15 protein-coding genes are annotated in these 17,555 nt (G+C 73.9%); 13 read left to right on the top strand and 2 right to left on the bottom strand.

Features of this window, described 5'->3' with window-relative positions; all coding sequences use genetic code 11:
- Positions 1 to 40: 40 nt before the first annotated feature.
- The 4 genes from ACSBPG_RS29055 (at position 41) to ACSBPG_RS29040 (ending at position 6,126) form a co-directional block, all read left to right on the top strand.
- Positions 41 to 1,285, top strand: a complete 1,245-nt coding sequence (locus ACSBPG_RS29055; protein WP_435540741.1) for an exonuclease SbcCD subunit D C-terminal domain-containing protein — start codon at positions 41 to 43, stop codon at positions 1,283 to 1,285.
- Positions 1,282 to 5,082 carry an AAA family ATPase gene (locus ACSBPG_RS29050; protein WP_435540740.1) on the top strand — a complete coding sequence of 1,267 codons (3,801 nt, stop codon included), beginning with the start codon at positions 1,282 to 1,284 and terminating at the stop codon, positions 5,080 to 5,082. The genes ACSBPG_RS29055 and ACSBPG_RS29050 overlap by 4 nt, the downstream gene beginning before the upstream one ends.
- Before the next feature lie 42 nt (positions 5,083 to 5,124).
- Positions 5,125 to 5,757: an MBL fold metallo-hydrolase gene (locus ACSBPG_RS29045; protein ID WP_435540739.1), complete on the top strand. Its 633-nt coding sequence runs from the start codon at positions 5,125 to 5,127 to the stop codon at positions 5,755 to 5,757.
- A gap of 123 nt (positions 5,758 to 5,880) precedes the next feature.
- Complete coding sequence (locus ACSBPG_RS29040; protein WP_435540738.1) at positions 5,881 to 6,126, top strand: hypothetical protein; 246 nt, start codon at positions 5,881 to 5,883, stop codon at positions 6,124 to 6,126.
- An 18-nt stretch (positions 6,127 to 6,144) separates the two neighbouring features.
- Here the strand turns inward: ACSBPG_RS29040 and ACSBPG_RS29035 are convergent, their stop codons facing one another.
- Complete coding sequence (locus ACSBPG_RS29035) at positions 6,145 to 6,888, bottom strand: sirohydrochlorin chelatase (RefSeq protein ID WP_435540737.1); 744 nt, start codon at positions 6,886 to 6,888, stop codon at positions 6,145 to 6,147.
- Between the two features lie 347 nt (positions 6,889 to 7,235).
- Between ACSBPG_RS29035 and ACSBPG_RS29030 the strand changes: the two genes are divergently transcribed.
- From ACSBPG_RS29030 to ACSBPG_RS29005, 6 genes are all read left to right on the top strand, one after another.
- Positions 7,236 to 7,754 (top strand): RNA polymerase sigma factor, encoded by a 519-nt coding sequence (locus ACSBPG_RS29030; protein WP_435540736.1) that lies wholly within the window; start codon positions 7,236 to 7,238, stop codon positions 7,752 to 7,754.
- Positions 7,755 to 8,753 (top strand): FecR family protein, encoded by a 999-nt coding sequence (locus ACSBPG_RS29025; RefSeq protein WP_435540735.1) that lies wholly within the window; start codon positions 7,755 to 7,757, stop codon positions 8,751 to 8,753. It begins immediately after the preceding gene.
- A gap of 123 nt (positions 8,754 to 8,876) precedes the next feature.
- Positions 8,877 to 11,282, top strand: a complete 2,406-nt coding sequence (locus ACSBPG_RS29020) for a TonB-dependent siderophore receptor (protein WP_435540734.1) — start codon at positions 8,877 to 8,879, stop codon at positions 11,280 to 11,282.
- A 204-nt stretch (positions 11,283 to 11,486) separates the two neighbouring features.
- Positions 11,487 to 12,026, top strand: a complete 540-nt coding sequence (locus tag ACSBPG_RS29015; RefSeq protein ID WP_435540733.1) for a hypothetical protein — start codon at positions 11,487 to 11,489, stop codon at positions 12,024 to 12,026.
- Positions 12,023 to 12,529 (top strand): hypothetical protein, encoded by a 507-nt coding sequence (locus ACSBPG_RS29010; RefSeq protein WP_435540732.1) that lies wholly within the window; start codon positions 12,023 to 12,025, stop codon positions 12,527 to 12,529. The genes ACSBPG_RS29015 and ACSBPG_RS29010 overlap by 4 nt, the downstream gene beginning before the upstream one ends.
- Before the next feature lie 105 nt (positions 12,530 to 12,634).
- Positions 12,635 to 14,305: a Na/Pi cotransporter family protein gene (locus ACSBPG_RS29005; RefSeq protein ID WP_435540760.1), complete on the top strand. Its 1,671-nt coding sequence runs from the start codon at positions 12,635 to 12,637 to the stop codon at positions 14,303 to 14,305.
- Positions 14,306 to 14,308: 3 nt separating this feature from the next.
- Here ACSBPG_RS29005 and ACSBPG_RS29000 read toward each other — a convergent pair whose 3' ends face one another.
- Positions 14,309 to 14,917 carry a DUF4142 domain-containing protein gene (locus ACSBPG_RS29000; protein ID WP_435540731.1) on the bottom strand — a complete coding sequence of 203 codons (609 nt, stop codon included), beginning with the start codon at positions 14,915 to 14,917 and terminating at the stop codon, positions 14,309 to 14,311.
- 208 nt (positions 14,918 to 15,125) lie between these two features.
- Here ACSBPG_RS29000 and ACSBPG_RS28995 point away from each other — a divergent pair, with 208 nt between their 5' ends.
- From ACSBPG_RS28995 to ACSBPG_RS28985, 3 genes are all read left to right on the top strand, one after another.
- Positions 15,126 to 16,019 carry a calcium-binding protein gene (locus tag ACSBPG_RS28995; protein WP_435540730.1) on the top strand — a complete coding sequence of 298 codons (894 nt, stop codon included), beginning with the start codon at positions 15,126 to 15,128 and terminating at the stop codon, positions 16,017 to 16,019.
- A 100-nt stretch (positions 16,020 to 16,119) separates the two neighbouring features.
- Positions 16,120 to 17,049 (top strand): shikimate dehydrogenase family protein, encoded by a 930-nt coding sequence (locus ACSBPG_RS28990; RefSeq protein ID WP_435540729.1) that lies wholly within the window; start codon positions 16,120 to 16,122, stop codon positions 17,047 to 17,049.
- Complete coding sequence (locus ACSBPG_RS28985; protein WP_435540728.1) at positions 17,046 to 17,546, top strand: SAF domain-containing protein; 501 nt, start codon at positions 17,046 to 17,048, stop codon at positions 17,544 to 17,546. The genes ACSBPG_RS28990 and ACSBPG_RS28985 overlap by 4 nt, the downstream gene beginning before the upstream one ends.
- The last annotated feature ends 9 nt before the right edge of the window (positions 17,547 to 17,555 follow it).

Below are 17,555 nucleotides of genomic sequence, written 5' to 3'. Positions count from 1 at the left end.
CGCGTACACTCCGCCGCAACGCACCGCTGCCCTTGGGACCATGCGCCTCATCCACACCGCCGACTGGCATCTCGGTCAGACGCTGCACGGCGTCGCCCGGACGTACGAGCATGCCCGCTTCCTCGACTGGCTGCTCGACCGCATCGCCGAGCACGCGGCCGACGCGCTGCTGGTGGCCGGCGACGTCTTCGACGGACAGAATCCGCCGATTCCGGCGCTCGCCCAGTTCTACCGGTTCGTGGCGCGCGCCAAACGGCGCTTTCCCGACCTCGACATCGTCGTGCTGGCGGGCAACCATGACAGCGGCAGCCGGCTGGAGGCCCCGTCGCCGCTGCTCACCGAACTGGGCGTCCACGTCGTCGGCGGGGCGGCGGCGGACGGGCAGGGCGGCTATCCGGCGCAGCGCGTGATCCCGCTGCGCGGCGCCGACGGGGCGGTGGCGGCGCGCTGCGTCGCCGTGCCGTACCTGCGCCCGGCCGACCTGCCGGCGGTGGAGGAGGGCGACGGCGTCGACCCCCTGATCGAGGGGGTGCGCCGCCTCTACGCCGCCGCGGCCGCGGCCGGCCGGGCGGCGCTGGCGCCGGGGGAGGCGCTGGTCCTCACCGGCCACTGCTACATGCACGGCGGCGCCGTGTCGGAGCTCAGCGAGCGCAAGATCCTCGGCGGCAACCTGCACGCCCTGCCCGGCGACATCTTCCCCGCCGACGCCGCCTACGTGGCGCTCGGCCATCTCCACCGGCCGCAGTGCGTCGGCGGGCGGGAGTGCGTGCGCTACAGCGGCTCCCCCATCCCCCTCGCCCTCGACGAGGAGCCCTATCCCCACCAGGTGGTGCTGGCCGAGTTCGCCGCGGGCCGGCTGGCCGGCTGGCGGGCGCTGCCGGTGCCGCGCGCCGTCGCCGTCCACCGCGTCCCCGGGCGGGGGCGCTTCGCGCCGCCCGAAGAGGCGCTGGCGGCGCTGCGGGCGCTGTCCCTCGACGATTCGCTGGCGGCGGAGGCCTGGCCGTTCCTGGAGGTCTGCGTGGCGCTCGACGAGCCGCGCCCCGGCCTGCGCGACGAGGTGACGGCGGTGCTGGACGGCCGGCCGGTGCGCCTCCTCAAGCTGGCGGTGCAGCTCACCGGCAGCGGCGACGCCCTGGCCGAGAGCGCGCCCGGCCTGGAACTGGCGGCGCTGCAGCCCGACGAGGTGTTCCGCCTCGCCTACCGGCGCCAGCACGACGGCGACCCCGACGCGGCCCTCGTCGCCGCGTTCCACGAACTCCTGGAGACCGTGCAGGGGGACGCATGAGGATCCTCGCCATCCGCGGCGGCAATCTCGCCAGCCTCGACGGGCCCTTCGCCGTCGAGCTGGACGCCGCCCCGCTGCGCCGGGCCGGGCTGTTCGCCATCACCGGCCCCACCGGGGCCGGCAAGAGCACCATCCTCGACGCCCTGTGCCTGGCGCTCTTCGACACCATCCCGCGCCTGCCGGACGGGCAGGGGGTGCTGCTGGGGCGCGACGGCGATCCCGACGCCATCCGCTCCACCGACGTGCGCGCCGTGCTGCGCCGCGGCGCCGGCTCCGGCTGGGCCGAGGTCGATTTCGTCGGCGTCGACGGCGCCGCCTACCGCGCCCGCTGGTCGATCCGCCGCGCCGGCCTGAAGGCCCGCGGCCGCCTGCAGAAGCAGGAGATGACGCTGACCTCCCGCGACGGGGCGGAGCGCTACGGCGACGGCAAGACGCAGGTGCTGGCGGAGATCCGCGACCGCCTCGGCCTCAGCTTCGACCAGTTCCGCCGCTCGGTGCTGCTGGCCCAGGGGGATTTCGCCACGTTCCTGAAGGCGCCGGCGCGCGACCGCTCGGCGCTGCTGGAACTGCTCACCGGAACCGAGATCTATTCCCGCCTGTCGGTGGCCGCGCACGAGCGCTGCGCCGCCGAGCAGCGCGCGCTCGACGCTCTGGCCGCCCGGCGCGGCGCCATCGCCGTGCTGCCGGACGAGGAGCGCGCCGTCCTGGAGGGCGAGGCGGAGGCCGCCCGGCGCGCGGTGGCGGACGGCGAGGGCGTCGCGGAGGCGGCGCGCCGGGTCGTCGACTGGCATCGCCGCGACCGCCAGCTCGCCACCGCCGAGGAGGAGGCGCAGCGGGCTCTCGCGGCGGCGCAGGCCGCGTGCGAGACGGCGGCGCCGCGCCGGCAGGCGGTGGAGGCGGTGCGCCTCGCCCAGCCGCTGCGCCCGCTGATCCATGCGGCCGACCGCAGCGCCGGCGACGCCGCCGAGGCGGCCGCCGCCGAGGCGCGGGCCGCCGAGGTGTTGGCCACCGCCCGCCACGCTCTGGAGCAGGCCGCGGACCATCACGCCCAGGCCCGTCGCGGCTTCGAACAGGCCTGCCGGCGCCAAGCCGACCTGGAACCGGAGCTGGAGCGGGCCGCCGCGCTGGACGGCCGGATCGACACCTTGGCCGGCGAGCACGCCGCCGCCGCCGGCGAGCACGCGGAGGCGGCGCGGCACCGCCGGACGCGGGGGGAGGAGCGCGCCGCCCTCGACGCCGCCGCCGCCGCCCTGCAGGAGGAGGCGGGTCGCCTCGAGCAGTGGCTCGCCGGGCACACGGCCCTGGCGCCCGTGGCGGAACAATGGGGCCGGTGGGATGCGGTGCTCGTCCGCTACGCCGAGGCGCGCACGGCGGCGGCGGCTGGCGCGGCGCGGCTGGCCGGACTGGCCGAGGCCGTCGGCGGACTGGAGCGCGACCGTGCCGCGCGCGTGGCGGCGCGGGACGCCGCCCGCGCCGCCCGCGACGAGGCGGCGGCGGTCCTGGCGGCCGTCCAGGGCGAGGCGGTGCCGGCCCTCGATGCGGTCAGCCGCCAGCGCGCCGAGGCGACGCGGGAGCGCGATGCCCTGTCGCTGCTGTCCCGCCTCGCCGAGGACGCCGCCCGGCTCGTTCGTGACGGCGCCGCGGCGGATGCGGAACACGGCGCGCTCGGCGACTCCGCCGCCGCCGACGAGGCGGCGGCCGCCTCGGCCCGCGCCGAGCTGGAGCGGCGGCAGGCGGCCCTGGCCGAGGCGGAGGCGGCGCTGCGCCGTCTCCATCTCGCCCGGCGCGAGGACGTGGAGACCCTGCGCCGCCAGCTCGGCCCCGGCGAGCCCTGCCCGGTCTGCGGCTCCGACCATCATCCCTGGGCCGGACCGGGCAGCGCCCTGTCCCGCGTCGCCGACGACCAGGCGGAGCGGGTCGACGCGCTGAAGCGCGAGGTCAACCGGCTCGTCAACGCGCACGGCGGGCACGAGGCCGCCGCCCGGGCCGCCCGCGACCGGCTCGCCGTGCTGGAGCGCCAGCGTGCCGCCCTGGCGGCCGAGCGCGACGCCCTGGCGCGGCGGTGGAGCGCATCCCGTGGCGACCGCCCCTTCCCGGCGGCGCCGTGGGACGACGGGTTGGCCGCCGCGGTGGCCGACCGGCTGGGCGCCGCCGACGGCGCGCTCGCCGAGCTGGCGGCCGCGGAAGCGGCGGCGCTGGCCCACGCCCGGCGGCTGGATGCGGCGGTCAAGGCGCTGCGCGAACGGGAAGCCGCCTGCACCACGGCGACCGAGGCGGCGGACGAGGCCGACCGCCGTCTCGCCGCCGCCCGCCACGATCACGCGCTGGCCGCGGCGGCCCGCGACCGCGCCGGCCGCGACCTGGAGGAGGCGCTGGCCGAGCTGGCGGCGCCGTTCGCCGGCGTGGTGCGCTGGCAGGATGCGCTGCGCCGCGACGCGGACGCCTTCCGCAGCGGCTACGCCAGTCGCGCCGCCGCCTTCCTGCGCAACCGGGAGGCCCACGCGGCCAAGCTGCGCCAGGCCGCCGACCAGACCGCCGCGGCCGCCGCCAAGGCCGCCGAGGGGGAGGCCGCGGCGGCGGCCGAGGCGCGCGCCCGCGCCCGCGCCGAGGGCCTCGCCGCCCGCCTCGCCGCCTTGCGGACGGACCGCGCCGGCCTCCTCGACGGGCAGCCGGTGGCGGCGGTCAAGGCCGGGCTGGCCGACGCACGCCGCCGCACCGAGCAGGCCCTGGAGCAGGCGACCCACGCCCGCCACGCCGCGGCGACGCGGGCCTCGGCGGCGGAGCAGGAGCACGCCACGCGGGGCGAGGCGGCGCGGCGCTGCGCGGCCGACGCGGCGGCGGCGGCCCAGGTGCTGGCGGCGCACGCCGGGGCGCGCGGCCTCTCGGTGGAGGAGGCGCGCCGCCGCCTGTCCCACGACGAGGCGTGGCTGGCGGCGGAGGAGGGGGCGCTCGCCGCGCTCGACACGGCGCGGGGCGAGGCGGCGATGCGGCTGGCCGAGCGGCAGCGCCTGCGCGTCGAGCACGGCGGCGACCGGACCGCCGCGGCAGCGGCGGACGCGGCCGAAGCCGAGGCGGCGCTGGCCGCCGCCGTCCGGGCGCTCGATGCGGGACGCGGCCGGCTGGCGGAGCTGGAGGCCCGGCTGCGCGCCGACGCCGACAGCCGCGCCCGCCGCGCCGCCATGGACGGGGCGTGGGAGACGCAGACGGCGAGCCACGCGGTGTGGGCGTCGCTGGCCCAGGTGATCGGCTCCCACGACGGGCGCAAGTTCCGCAACTTCGCCCAGAGCCTGAGCCTCGACGTGCTGCTGGGGCACGCCAACCGCTATCTCGACGACCTGGCGCGGCGCTACCGGCTGGAACGGGTGGCCGGGGCCGACCTGGAGATCCAGGTGGTCGACCGCGAGATGGGCGACGAGGTGCGCGGCGTCCACAGCCTGTCGGGCGGCGAGATGTTCCTGGTGTCGCTGGCGCTGGCGCTCGGCCTGTCGTCGATGGCGGTGGGGACGGGGGCGGCCGGGGCGGGGGCCGGCGGCATCGGCACCCTGTTCATCGACGAGGGCTTCGGCAGCCTCGATCCCGACAGCCTGGACGTCGCCCTGTCGTGCCTGGAGGCGCTGCAGGCCTCGGGCCGGCAGGTGGGCGTCATCAGCCACGTCCCGGCGATGGTCGACCGCATCGGCGTGCAGGTCCGCGTCACGCCGCTGGGCGGCGGGCGCAGCACGGTGGCGGTGGCCGAGGGCGGCGGCGTGGCGGCGGACGGCGACCTGCCCTTGCCCTCCGCCACCGTCGCCGCGTAAGGTCGCCTCCGCGCGACGGGCCCGACGAGTCAGAGGATCGGCATGAAGTACGCCATCGTACCGGTGACGCCTTTCCAGCAGAACTGCAGCGTTCTGTGGTGCGAGGCGACGATGAAGGCGGCGGTGGTCGACCCCGGCGGCGACGTCGACCGCATCCTGCGCGCCATCGAGCGGGCGGGTGTGACGCCGGAGAAGATCCTGGTCACCCACGGGCACATCGACCACGTCGGCGGTGTCGCCGACCTGGCGGCCCGCCTCGGCCTGCCGATCGAGGGCCCGCACCGGGAGGACCGCTTCCTGATCGACGGCATGCCGATGCAGAGCCAGATGTTCGGCTTCCCGCCGACCCGGAGCTTCACCCCCGACCGCTGGCTGGACGAGGGCGACACCGTCACCGTCGGCGCGCAGACCCTGGCCGTCCGGCATTGCCCCGGCCACACGCCGGGCCACGTGGTCTTCTTCCATGCCGCCTCCCGGCTGGCGGTGGTCGGCGACGTGCTGTTCCAGGGTTCCGTCGGCCGCACCGACTTCCCCCGCGGCGACCATGCGGCGCTGATCGACGCCATCCACGGCAAGCTGCTGCCGCTCGGCGACGACGTCGCCTTCATTCCCGGCCACGGGCCGATGTCGACCCTGGGGCAGGAGCGCCTGCACAACCCCTTCCTGGTGTCCTGACGTCGCTTGTCACCGGCGCCGGTGACCGCCGGGCGGTACCATGCGCGGAGGCGCGCGCTCCTTCGCGGTGGAGGCGCGTCGGCGCCCGCCGCCTCCGAGGTCCCGTCGATGAAGCCCCCGCCGATGATCCCATCGTCCCTGGTCGCCGAGCAGGTCGCCGCCGACGTCGCCCTCACCCTGGCCGGCTATGCGGCGGACGTGCAGATCCTGGCCCTGGAGGTCTACGACCGCCTGGTCGAGGACCTGCTGGTCGGCCGCGGCCTGCCGCGCGAGGACGCCGCCGGCTTGGCCGCGGACACGGTCCGCCGCGTTCGTGCCCGCCTCGAGACCTTCGCCTGCGGCGGCGGCGGCGGTGGTGGGCGGGCCTGACGCGGCGACCGGGCCAAGCTAACGGGAGGCCGCCGGGACGCGTTCGGCGAAGGACGCGAGGACCCAGCGCTCCAGGTTGGCATGGGGCATCAGCGGATCGGCGAAACGGAAATCGAGGCCGGCGAGGTCGTCGCGGACCTCGGCCTCGATGCCGCCGGCCGACAGCAGCAGCGGCACCACCACCACCGGCCCGGTCTTCGACGCCTCCGCCACCTCGCCGCGGAACGCCGCGCGGGCGGCCTCCTTCACCGCCGCGGGGGCGTCGTTGCGGTGGGTCAGCACGCTGACCGCGCGGAAGCCGCCGGCGGTGCGCAGCCGCTCGGCGTGGGCTGCCATGTCGCGCAGCCACAGCCGGTTCTCCTCCTCGGTGTTGGGGCCGTGGGCGATCAGCACCACGTGGCTGGCGGCGGGATCGTCGGTGGCGGCCCGGGCCCGGTCCAAAAGGATCTCGCTGATCAGCGGGTGCGCATCCATGGCACCGGAGAAGCGGAAGCGGGCGTCGCTGTGGACGCGGTCGAGGTGCTTCAGCGCCGTGGTCGGCGCCAGATGGTCCTGCAGCCCGAGTATGTAGCGGAAGTTGCCGATGATCGGGCTGTAGGAGGAGACGAACAGCGGGATCGCCACGATGTCGCTGACGCCGCGCTCCGTCAGTCGGTCGACCGCCGCCTGGATCGCCTGCGGATCGGCCATGCCGAAGGCGACCTCGGTCGGGTGCGCCGTGTCGAGCCGTTCGGCCAGCCGCTCGACGTTGTCGTTCCACACGTCGGCGGCCGCTCCGCCGTGGCCGCCATGGCCACCGTGAGCGGCATGGTCGCCGTGCCCCGCGCCATGCGACCGGTGGGAGCCGTGGGCGAGGAGAAGAATGCCCCGGGAGGCGTCCTCCGGGGCGGCGGCCGCCGTGGTCGCAAACGCCGATCCCAATGCCAGGGCCGCGGCCATTCCGAGCATCGTTCGTCGGTCGACGGTCATCGCATGTCCTCCCTTGGTGACGCGGCCAGGCCGGTGGCCACAGAGTACGCCCTATTGATAATCGTTCGCAATTTCCCTAGGGTCAGCGTCCGACGAGTCGCCGGGGTGCCCAGGGCGGCACGATTGGGGGCGTTGCCGGGATGCTGTTGTTGCAGGCCTATAGCGAGCACGAACGGGAACTGGTGCGCTTTCTCGCCCGGCGGCTGGGCTCCTCCACGCTGGCCGCGGACATCGCCCACGACCTTTACCTGAAGCTGTGCAACGTCAAGGACCATCAGGACATCCGCGACCGCAAGGCTTACCTGTTCAAGCTGGCCGCCAATCTCGCCACCGACCATGTCCGTGCCGAGCGGCGGCGCCAGGAGATTCTGGCCGAGGCCGACGGGCTGGTGTGGCGGCAGAGCGAGGAATTGACGCCGGAGCGGTACATGGCGGCCCGCATGGAGTTGCGCTTGATGGAAGAGGTCATCGCCGCGTTGCCCGAGCGCTGCCGCCAGGTGTTTCATCTCTGCCGCTACGAAGGCAGATCCCAGGCCGAGGCCGCCGCGGAACTCGGCATCAGCGTGACCACCGCGTATACGGACCTGAAGGTCGTGATGGACGCACTTCTCAAGGCGCGCCGGAAGTTCCGGGCGAGTCGCGGGCCGGGAGACGCCTGAATGTCGGCCGCCGTCCCGCAGGCCGATGGCCGCGATCCCGTCGACGACGCGGCGCAGGACTGGTTTCTGCGGCTCTCCTCGGGCGACGTCGCCGAGGCGGACCGGCGCGCCTTCGCCGCATGGAGGGAGGCCGATCCCCGCCACGCCGCCGCCTATGCCGAGATCGAGGGGCTGTGGCACGAGGTCGCGCCGCTGGAGGCCGCCTTCGCCCCCCGAGGGCGCGCCGGTCCGCGCCAGGAGGCGCCGGCCGTCGGCCGGCAGCGGGCGCGGCCATGGCGGCGGCCGACGCTGGCCGCGGGCGTCGCCGGCGCCTGCCTCGCGCTGTTGGTGACGACCGGCATCGTCCAACCCATGGGGATGCTGGCGGACCATTACAGCGGCATCGGCCATCGCCACGTGCTGACGCTGCCGGACGGCACGGTGGCGCATCTCAACACCGACACCGCCATCGACGTGGCCTATTCCCCCGGCCTCCGGCAGGTCCGCCTGCTGCGGGGCGAGGCGTACTTCGAGGTCCGCAAGGATGCCGCCCGGCCCTTCGAGGTCGCGGCCGAGGGCGGCCGGACCACGGCGGTGGGAACCGCCTTCGTGGTGCGCGACGCGGGTGCCGCCGCGGTCGTCACCGTGGCCGAGGGAACCGTTCGGGTGGACTCCCCTGCGGCGGCAGGGGTGGAGCGGGGCGTTCTCGTCACGGCCGGCCAGCAGGTCCGCTATGGCGCGGGCGACCGCCCCGGCACGGTCCGCACCCTCGATCCGGCGACGGAGACGGCGTGGCTGCGCGGCCAGATCGTCATCCGCAACCGTCCCCTGGCCGACGCCCTGGCCGAGATCGGCCGCTACCGCGCCGGCAGGATCGTGCTGTTGCGCGACGGCAGCGATCTTCAGCCGGTCACCGCCCGTGTGGCGCTGGACGACCTCGACGGCGGCATCGATGCCCTTGCCGCCACGCATGGCCTGTCGGTCACCCGCCTGACGCCATATCTGGTGATCCTGCGGTAAAATTTGCCCGGGACGAAAAAGTTCCACCGGTTTGCTCCGTCTCGTTCGGTCTACCGATAGGGCGAGCGAATGCAAGTCATTTGCATCTTCGCCTGTCATGGATCGCAGCGCGGGAGAGTGAGCATGTGGAATGGGGGAAAGGGGGCACGGGGGCGCCGCCTGGCCGGAATGGGCCTGATGGTGGCGGCTGCGGCGGCCCTGTCGCATCCGGTGCAGGCCGCGGCGGCGCAGCCCGCGACGCAATTGGCGCAGGCGGAGGATGTGCGTGCCTTCAACGTCCCGCCGCAGAAGCTGGGCACCGCCCTGGATCGTTTCGCCGATCAGGCCGGGCTGGCCTTCGCCTACAAGAGCGAGGACGTGGCGGGGCTGCAGTCCCCGGGAGTCGTCGGCACCTTCTCCGTCAACGACGGGCTGCAACGCCTGCTCGCCGGGAGCGGCCTGCATTGGAACTTCACCAATCCCCACAACGTGATTCTGGAAAAGGCGACGGCCGACGGCGCGATGATGCTGGCCCCGGTGAATGTCGAGGGGGCGACGCCGGCCCAGGCTTTCGACGGTCCGATGGGGCCGGACGTGACGGTCGTCGCCAAGCGCTCGGCGACCGGCAGCAAGACCGACACGGACATCCTGGAACTTCCCGCCGCCGTCTCGGTGGTGACGCAGAAGGAGCTCGAACGGCGCAACGTCCATGACCTGCAACAGGCCCTGTCCTACACCTCCGGCGTCGTGGTGGACGGATACGGTTCCGACGACCGTTACGACTATTTCGCCATCCGCGGCTTCCAGCAGACGACCCTGGGCAACTATCGGGACGGCTTGTCCATGCGCATTCCCGGCTGGACGACCAGCCGCCTGGAACCCTACGGGCTTCAGCGGGTCGAGGTCTTGAAGGGCTCGACGTCCACCCTGTTCGGTCTCAACGGTCCGGGCGGACTGGTCAACTCGATCACCAAGCGGCCGCAGTCCGATCCCCACGGCGAGGCGTACACCACCTTCGGCGAGGACCATGTCGAGGCGGGGACGGACTTCGGCGGGCCGCTGGACGAGCAGGGGATCTGGAGCTACCGGCTGACCGCCATGGGCCAGGACGGCGACCACGACGGGGACTATTCCAACGACGACCGGATCTACGTCGCCCCCGCCCTGACCGCCAAGTCGCCCGACGGCACCTCGCTGACCCTGCTGACCGACTACAGCAAGCGCAAGGGCAATGCCGGCTACGGCTATCCGGCCGGTGCCGACGTCGGCGCCGACACCTTCCTGGGCGAACCGGATTTCAACAAGTTCGACACCGAGCAGATCGATGTCGGCTACCTGCTCGAGCATCCGGTCACCGACCGGCTGGCGTTCCGCCAGAACGCCCGCTACACCCATCTGACGCTCGACTACGAGCAGGTCTACGCCCTCTCGGCCGATCCCACGGCGGACCGCGCGGCCTTCGCCGTCGACGGCACGGTGAACCGTTTCGCCATCGACAACCAGCTCCAGTACGATCGCGGCTGGGGGGCGGTCGAGACCAAGACGCTGGTCGGCGTCGACTTCTCCTACGACAAGAACCATGAAATCGCGCTCTACGGCAGCGCTCCCGGCGTCGACCTGAGCAACCCGGTCTATTGCGGCAGGGGTTGCATCACGCTGGGCCCGTATGTGAACTGGACGCCCGTACAGAAGGCGCTCGGCGTGTACGTGCAGGAGCAGCTCACCCTGGACAGGCGCTGGATCCTGACGCTCGGCGGACGGTACGACCACGTCAAGACCGAGGTCGACTATCCCGACCTGGCGACCAGGGACGAGAGCACGGACGTCGCGTTCACCAAGCGGGTTGGCCTGACCTACAAGGCGACCGAGGCCGTGGCGCTGTACGCCAACTACTCCGAATCGTTCCAGCCGCTGGTGGCGCCGACCTTCAACGGCTATGCCGTACAGGGGGCCCTCGAGCCGCAGGAGGGCAGGCAATACGAGGTCGGCGTGAAATACCGTCCGCAGGGCGTGGAAGCCCTGTTCACCCTCGCCCTGTTCGACCTGACCCAGACCAACGTGCCCGTCAACGTCAGCCCGAGCGTGCAAAGCCAGATCGGCGAGGTCGAGGTGCGGGGCATCGAGCTGGAAGGCAAGATGGCTCTGGACGACCGGATGAACCTGACCGTGGCCTACGCCTACTGGGACGCCGAGGTCACCAAGGACGGCATTGCCGGCAATGTCGGCAAGCGCCCCGGCCAAACGCCCGAACACATGGCGTCGGCCTGGCTCGACTACACCATCCCGGGCGAGGGTGCCCGCGGCGACCTGACCTCGGGCATCGGCGTGCGTTTCGTCGGTTCCAGCTACGGCGATCCCGGGAACACGACCAAGGTCGACTCCTACACCGTCTTCGACGCCGGCGTGGACTACAAGATCACCGACCACGTCAGCGCGGCGGTCAACGCCACCAACCTGTTCGACAAGAAGTACGTGTCCACCGACTACTACGGCACGGTCTATTACGGCGACCGGCGGAAGGTTCTCGCCACGTTGAAGTACAATTGGTGACGCATCAACGTTATGGCCCGAACGTCCCCTTCGGGCCGTAACGCCCCGTCGAGGCCCTGCCGCCCACCCGGGCATTGGCGCGAGTCACTCGCATTCGCAAATACGCCATTGACGCGGGCCCCTCGGTCATGTAGGGAGTCGAAAAGATGAGAACGACTCGCAATCTCATTGACTGAGCGTTCCGACGACCGGAGGCACCGCCCCATGACCACCGCCGCCACCGCCGCGCTCGCCGGCCCGCCCGTCGTGCCGGCCCCGCTGCCCTGGGAGGAGCTGGCGTTCGCGACCCGCTTCGTCGTCTGGACGATGCGGCTGTGGCTGGCCGCCGACGTCGGCGACCCCAACGCCGTGCGCCGCTTCGGCACGGCCTTCGACAAGATCGGCGGGGCGGACGCCGTGGCTCCCCTCGACGCGCTGATGTCGGCCGTCGCCGACGGCTCGCGGCGCGCCGTCGCGCTGGCGCCGGTCCATTCGCCCTGGCTCACCGCCGACGAGGTCCGGCTGGTCGACGCCGTGGCCCTGGCCCAGGGCGACGACGCCGTCGACGTGCTGATGGTCCTGCGGCCGCTCCTCACGGCCGATGCCTGCCGCCGGGTGCGCGGGCCGCTGCGCAGCTTCGCCCGGGCGCTGGCCCGGGCCGGCCTCAGCCTGCCCGTCCTGCAGGGCGGCGACGGAGCGGCCGTCGTCCCGGACGCCGCCGGGGGCGGTGCCGCGCCGCCGGTCCTGGCGAGGTCCGTCCCGTGACCGCCGCCCGCATCGGCGAAACCGCCGCCCAGGCCGTCCTGACCCCGGCGGAGCGGCTGGTGCTGTGGGGTGTGCGGACGTGGGTCGCCGGCGCCTGCACGGGGACCCCCCTGCTGCCCGCCATCGACGCGGCGTTCCGCCAGGCCATGGCGGCCCCGGCGGTGCCGGCCCTCGACAGTGCGATGACGCTGCTGATCGCCGCCGTGGGACCGGGGACGACGATCACCGTCCATGGCCCGCAATGTCCGGCGCTCGGCGATCACGAGCGCCTGCTGCTCGACGTCCTGGCCCTCCATCAGGCCGGGGAAGGGGCGGCCGCGCTGTTCCTGACCCGCGCCCTGCTGCCGCCCGCCGGCGCCCGTCTGGCCGGTCCGGCGCTGCGGGCCCTGGCGACGGAACTGCTGGCCTGCGGCCTGCGGGTTCCCGACCGGCGGGGCGCGGCGCCGGTGCGCGCCGCGCTGCCGGTCGCCACCCATCACCCGCCGTCGACGACGCTTCACTGACCTGCGCCGTTCGGACGGCGGCCGATCCGACGAAAGGGGAGGGATCGGAAGCGCGCCAGGAATGTTACGGTTTCGTGACAGCGTTCCTGACGCCGGAGAACCGCCATCTCCCCGACTCTCGTCCTGGTCGACATCTGCGGCGCCGTCGCCCTGCTCCTGTGGGGATTGCGGCTGGTCCGCACCGGCGTGTTCCGGGCCCTCGGCGCCGACCTGCGGCGCTGGGTGGGGCTGGGCACGCGCAACCGCCTCTTCGCCTTCGCCGCCGGCACCGTGGTGACCCTGGCGCTGCAGAGCAGCACGGCGACCGCCCTGATGGCGGCGGCCACGGCCGGTCGCGGCCTGATGAGCACCGCCGCCGCCCTGGCGGTGATGCTGGGGGCCGACGTCGGCACGGCGGTGGTGGCGCGGCTGCTGTCGCTCGACCTGCACTGGCTGTCGCCCGGCCTCGTCCTGCTGGGCGGCGTCCTGTTCGCGACCGGCGAAGGCAGCCGCCAGCGCCGCGCCGCGGCGCGGACGCTGGTCGGCGTCGGGCTGGCCCTGCTGGCCCTGCGGCTGCTCGGCGAGGCCACCCTGCCGATCCGCGGGTCCGAACTGATCCATGCCCTGCTCTCCGCACTCGCCGGGGAACCGCTGATCGCCGTCCTGGTCGCCGCGGCGGTCACCGTGCTGCTGCATTCCAGCCTCGCCATGGTGCTTCTCGTCGCCTCGCTGGCGGGCAGCGGGCTGCTCGACCTGGACGGTGCGGCGGCGCTGGTCCTCGGCGCGAATCTCGGCGGCGCGGTGCCGGCGGTCCTGGCGACCCTGAAGGAGGGGGCGGCGGCGCGGCGCGTGCCCCTCGGCAATCTCGCCATGCGCGGCGTCGGCGTGCTGCTGGCGCTGCCGGCGGCGGCGCTGTGGCTGGACGGGCCGGCCGACGCCGAGGCGGTGGTGCTGTTCCATGTCGCCTTCAACGCGGTCCTGGCCGTGGGATTCCTGCCGCTCACCGGGGTGGCGGCGGGCCTCGCGGCCCGTGCGCTGCCCGACCCGGAGACCGCCGACGAGGGTGTCGGCCCCCGGCATCTCGACGAATCGGCGCTGGAATCGCCGTCGGAGGCGCTCGCCTGCGCGGTGCGCGAGACGCTGCGCCTGGGCGACCTGGTGGAGGAGATGCTGCGCCGCAGCCTCGACGTCCTGCGCGGCGACGACGAGCGCGCGCTGGCGGAGGTGAGCCGGATGGACGACGCAGTCGACCGGCTGCACACCGCCATCAAGCTCTATCTGGTGAAGCTGGGGCGCGAGCATCTCGACGAGGCGGACGGCCGGCGCGCCGGCGAGATCCTCGCCGTCGCCATCAACCTGGAGCACATCGGCGACATCATCGACAAGAACCTGATGGACCTCGCCGCCAAGAAGGCCCGCCACCGCCTGCGCCTGCCGCCCGACGACCTGCAGGCGGTCGAGACGCTGCACCGGCGCACGCTCGACAACCTGCGCACCGCGCTCGGCATCTTCATCTCCGAGGATCTGCGGCTGGCCCGCCAGCTCGTCGGCGAGAAGGACGCCGTCCGCCAGCTCGAGCGGGCCGCCGCCGAAGGCCATCTCGAGCGCATCCGCCGCGACGGCGGCGAGGGCATCGAGGAGAGCGCGCTGTTCCTCGACGTGATGCGCGACCTCAAGCGGATCAACGCCCACGCCGCCGCGGTCGCCTACCCGATCCTGGAGCGGGGCGGCGAGCTGCGGGGCAGCCGTCTGAAGTCGCAGGCCGGGTTCGCCGCGCTGCGCAAGCGCGACGCCTGACCGTCACTGCGGCTTGGGCGTCGGCTTCTTGCCCGGCACGCCCGCCGGCGCCTCGGCGACGGCCAGCCGCTGCTGCAGGTCGCGGGCGAACTCCAGGTGCTCGCGCAGGGTCGGCAGGGAGTCCTCGGCGAAGGTCTTCAGCATGGCGACGTCGCCGTGCTCGGCCTGCCGCTCGAACGCGGCGACGTCGTGTTCGTGGGCCGCGACCTGGCCGCGGATGTAGGCGGCGGCGAAGGCGTCGCCGGACAGGCCCTGCAGCCGCTTCAGCGCGTCGCGCTGCGTCGCCGTCATGTCGGCCGGCGGCGCCTCACCGCGCGGCGGCACGATCGCCAGCAGGCGGTTGGCCATGGCCGCGTGATCCTCGTCCATGCGCCGGGCGAAGCGCTGGAGCTGCGCGTCGTCCGGCGCCTTCGTCAGGGCGAGCTGGGCCGCCTGCCGTTCGAACCGCGACCCGGCCATGGCCGACCGGACGAACGAGCGGTCCTGCTGCGACCATTGCGCGTGCGGCGCGGCCGCCGCCGGCCGGCCGCCGCCGGCACCGCCCGGCTGCGCGAGGGCGGCACCGGGCAGGGAGGCCGCGAGGACCACGGACAGGAGCAATGCGCGGCGCATGGGATGTCCTCCTTGCTGCGGTGGGGCGGGTGGTTCGGGAGCGCCCCGTTTCCCGCTCAACCGTGCCCGCCGGCCGACGGTTCCGGTGCGGCTTCGCAACCGCCGCGCGCCCGTGTCGCGGTGGCGGCGCAACCGCGGCTCTGGACAGCCGGAGGTTCGACTTTTATAAGCATTTAGGGCGAATCGCGAGACGGATCGGAGATTGATCATGGCAAGGGTTGCCGTTACCCCGCTGAACGAGAACAGCTTCGACAATCTCTCCACGGCGGCGGTCGATCCGGTCAAGGCGACGATCCTCCTCTACGCCACCGACAAGATCATCCTGCAGGAGACCGTCGACGGCGAGACGTACGTCAACGCCTACTACGGCAGCTTCGGCGGGTCGCAATACATCGGCGGCATCACCGGGACGATCACCCGCATCGAGTACGATTTCGTCGACAACATCCCGTCCGCCACCGTCGCCGACCTGACGCTGTCGTGGCGCGACCTGTTCTCCGGATCGTTCAGCCGGCAGGACATCTACATCTACAACGACGTGATGTACGGCTGGTCGCAGGACGACCGGATCGCCGGCAACTCCGGCAACGACACCCTCTACGGCGGCAACCGGGAGGACGCCCTCTACGGCAACCAGGGCCTCGACGTGCTGTACGGGGATTCCGGCGCCGACACGCTGTTCGGCGGGCAGGGCGAGGACGCCCTGTTCGGCGGCGACAGCGAGGACCTGCTGTACGGCCAGGTCGCCGCCGACGTCATGGACGGCGGCACCGGCACCGACACGCTGTTCGGCGGACAGGGCGCCGACACGCTCAGCGGCGGCGACGGCAACGACTGGCTGTTCGGCAACCGGGACGACGACGTGCTCGCCGGCGGTTCGGGCAACGACGTCTTCGTCTTTCATGCCACCGCCGGCAACGACACGATCCTCGACTTCAACACCAGCGCCGGCGACCGCATCCAGCTGCTGGGCAACCCCTCCTACACCGTGGCGACCTCGACCGGCGGCGACGCCGTGATCCGGCTCGCCACCGGCGACACGCTGACCCTCAAGGGCGTCGCGGCGAGCCAGGTGTCCAGCGACTGGTTCATCGCCGGATGAGGCGGCGTGCCGCGCGACCGTCCGGCGCGTCGGACTTGATCCGCGGGGCGCGGCGCGGTAGGACGGGCCCACACGACCGCCGTCCCAGGATGCCCAGCCGTTGTCGACCGAAGCGCTGTTCCCCGGACTGATCGACAATCCGGTCACCCGCGACACCGCCCGCTACGCCGCCATTCTCGGCCTCGCCCCGTCCAAGGGCGCGCGCTCGCCGCTCCTGTGGAACGCGGCGTTCGCCGCCGCCGGGGTCGATGCCCGCATGGTGCCGATGGACGTGGCGGTCGACCGCCTCGCGGCGCTGGTAGACGCCCTCAGGGCGGACGTCCGTTTCCTCGGCGGGGCGGTGACCATGCCGCACAAGCAGGCGATCGTGCCCTTCCTCGACCGGGTCGAGCCGGAAGCCGCCGCCATCGGCGCGGTGAACGCGCTGTACCGCGACGGCGCCGCCCTGGTCGGCGCCAACACCGACGGCGCCGGCGCGCTCGCCCAGCTCGACGACCTGACCGGCGGGCGCCTCGCCGCCAAGCGGGTGCTGGTGCTCGGCACCGGCGGCGCCGGCCGGGCCGTCGCCGCCTTCCTGGCCGGGCGGGTGGCGTCGCTGACGCTGGCCAACCGTACGCAGGAGCGCGCCGAGGCTCTGGCGGCCGCCCTGGGGAACGGCGTCCGCGTCGTGCCCTGGCCCGTCGCCGACGCCGTGCTGGCCGGCACCGACGTGCTGGTCAACGCCAGCGCGGTCGGCTTCGCCGGCGGGCCGGCGGGCAGTCCCCTCGGTTCCGACGCCCTCGGTTCCGACGTCCCCAGTTCCGACGGGGGCGCGCGCCTGGCCCTGTTGCCCGCCGATGCCCTGGTCTACGACATCGTCTACCAGCCGGCCGAGACCGCGCTGCTGGCGTCGGCGCGGGCCCGCGGGCTGAGGATCGCCAACGGCCTCGGCATGAACCTGGACCAGGCGGTCATCGCCTTCGCCAAGGCGTGCCCCGGCGTGCTCGACCGCGGCGCCTTGCGCCGGGTCATGGCGGAGGCCGGACGATGAACATGATGCGCACCATGACGGCCAAGACCATTCTGCTGAGCAGCGCCGCGGTGGCGGCCGACATCGCGGCGCTGCCCGAATGGGCCGGCCGCTTCGACGAGACGCTCGTCGGCAGCCTCGCCGAGCTGGCCGGCCGCTACGACGTCCTGGTGCCGACCGACGACCCGCGGCGACCGGTGTTCGCCGCCGAAGGCGCGCGCATCGGCTTCCTGTGCACCGAGCTCGCGTCGTTCGAGGCGGCCATGCGCCACCGTCCGCCCGGCGACGTGGTCTTCATGCCGTCGCCGCTGGCCCGGCTGGACCTGCTGGTGCGCGACCGCCGCACCCTGCGGGCGGCGCGGGCGCTGCCCCGCGGCACGGTGCTGACCGCCGCCGACCTCGCCGAGGAGGTGGGCGGCGCCGGCGTCGGCGCCGCCTTCGCCGACCATCTGCTCGGGCGGGCGGCGCTCTACGACCTCGACGCCGGGGCGCCGCTCGACTACGGCGTCGTCGGCTGACGGTACGGC

It is taken from the genome of Azospirillum sp. ST 5-10, from assembly GCF_051225715.1.
Lineage (GTDB): Bacteria > Pseudomonadota > Alphaproteobacteria > Azospirillales > Azospirillaceae > Azospirillum.
This window is presented reverse-complemented; position numbering and strand designations above follow the sequence as displayed.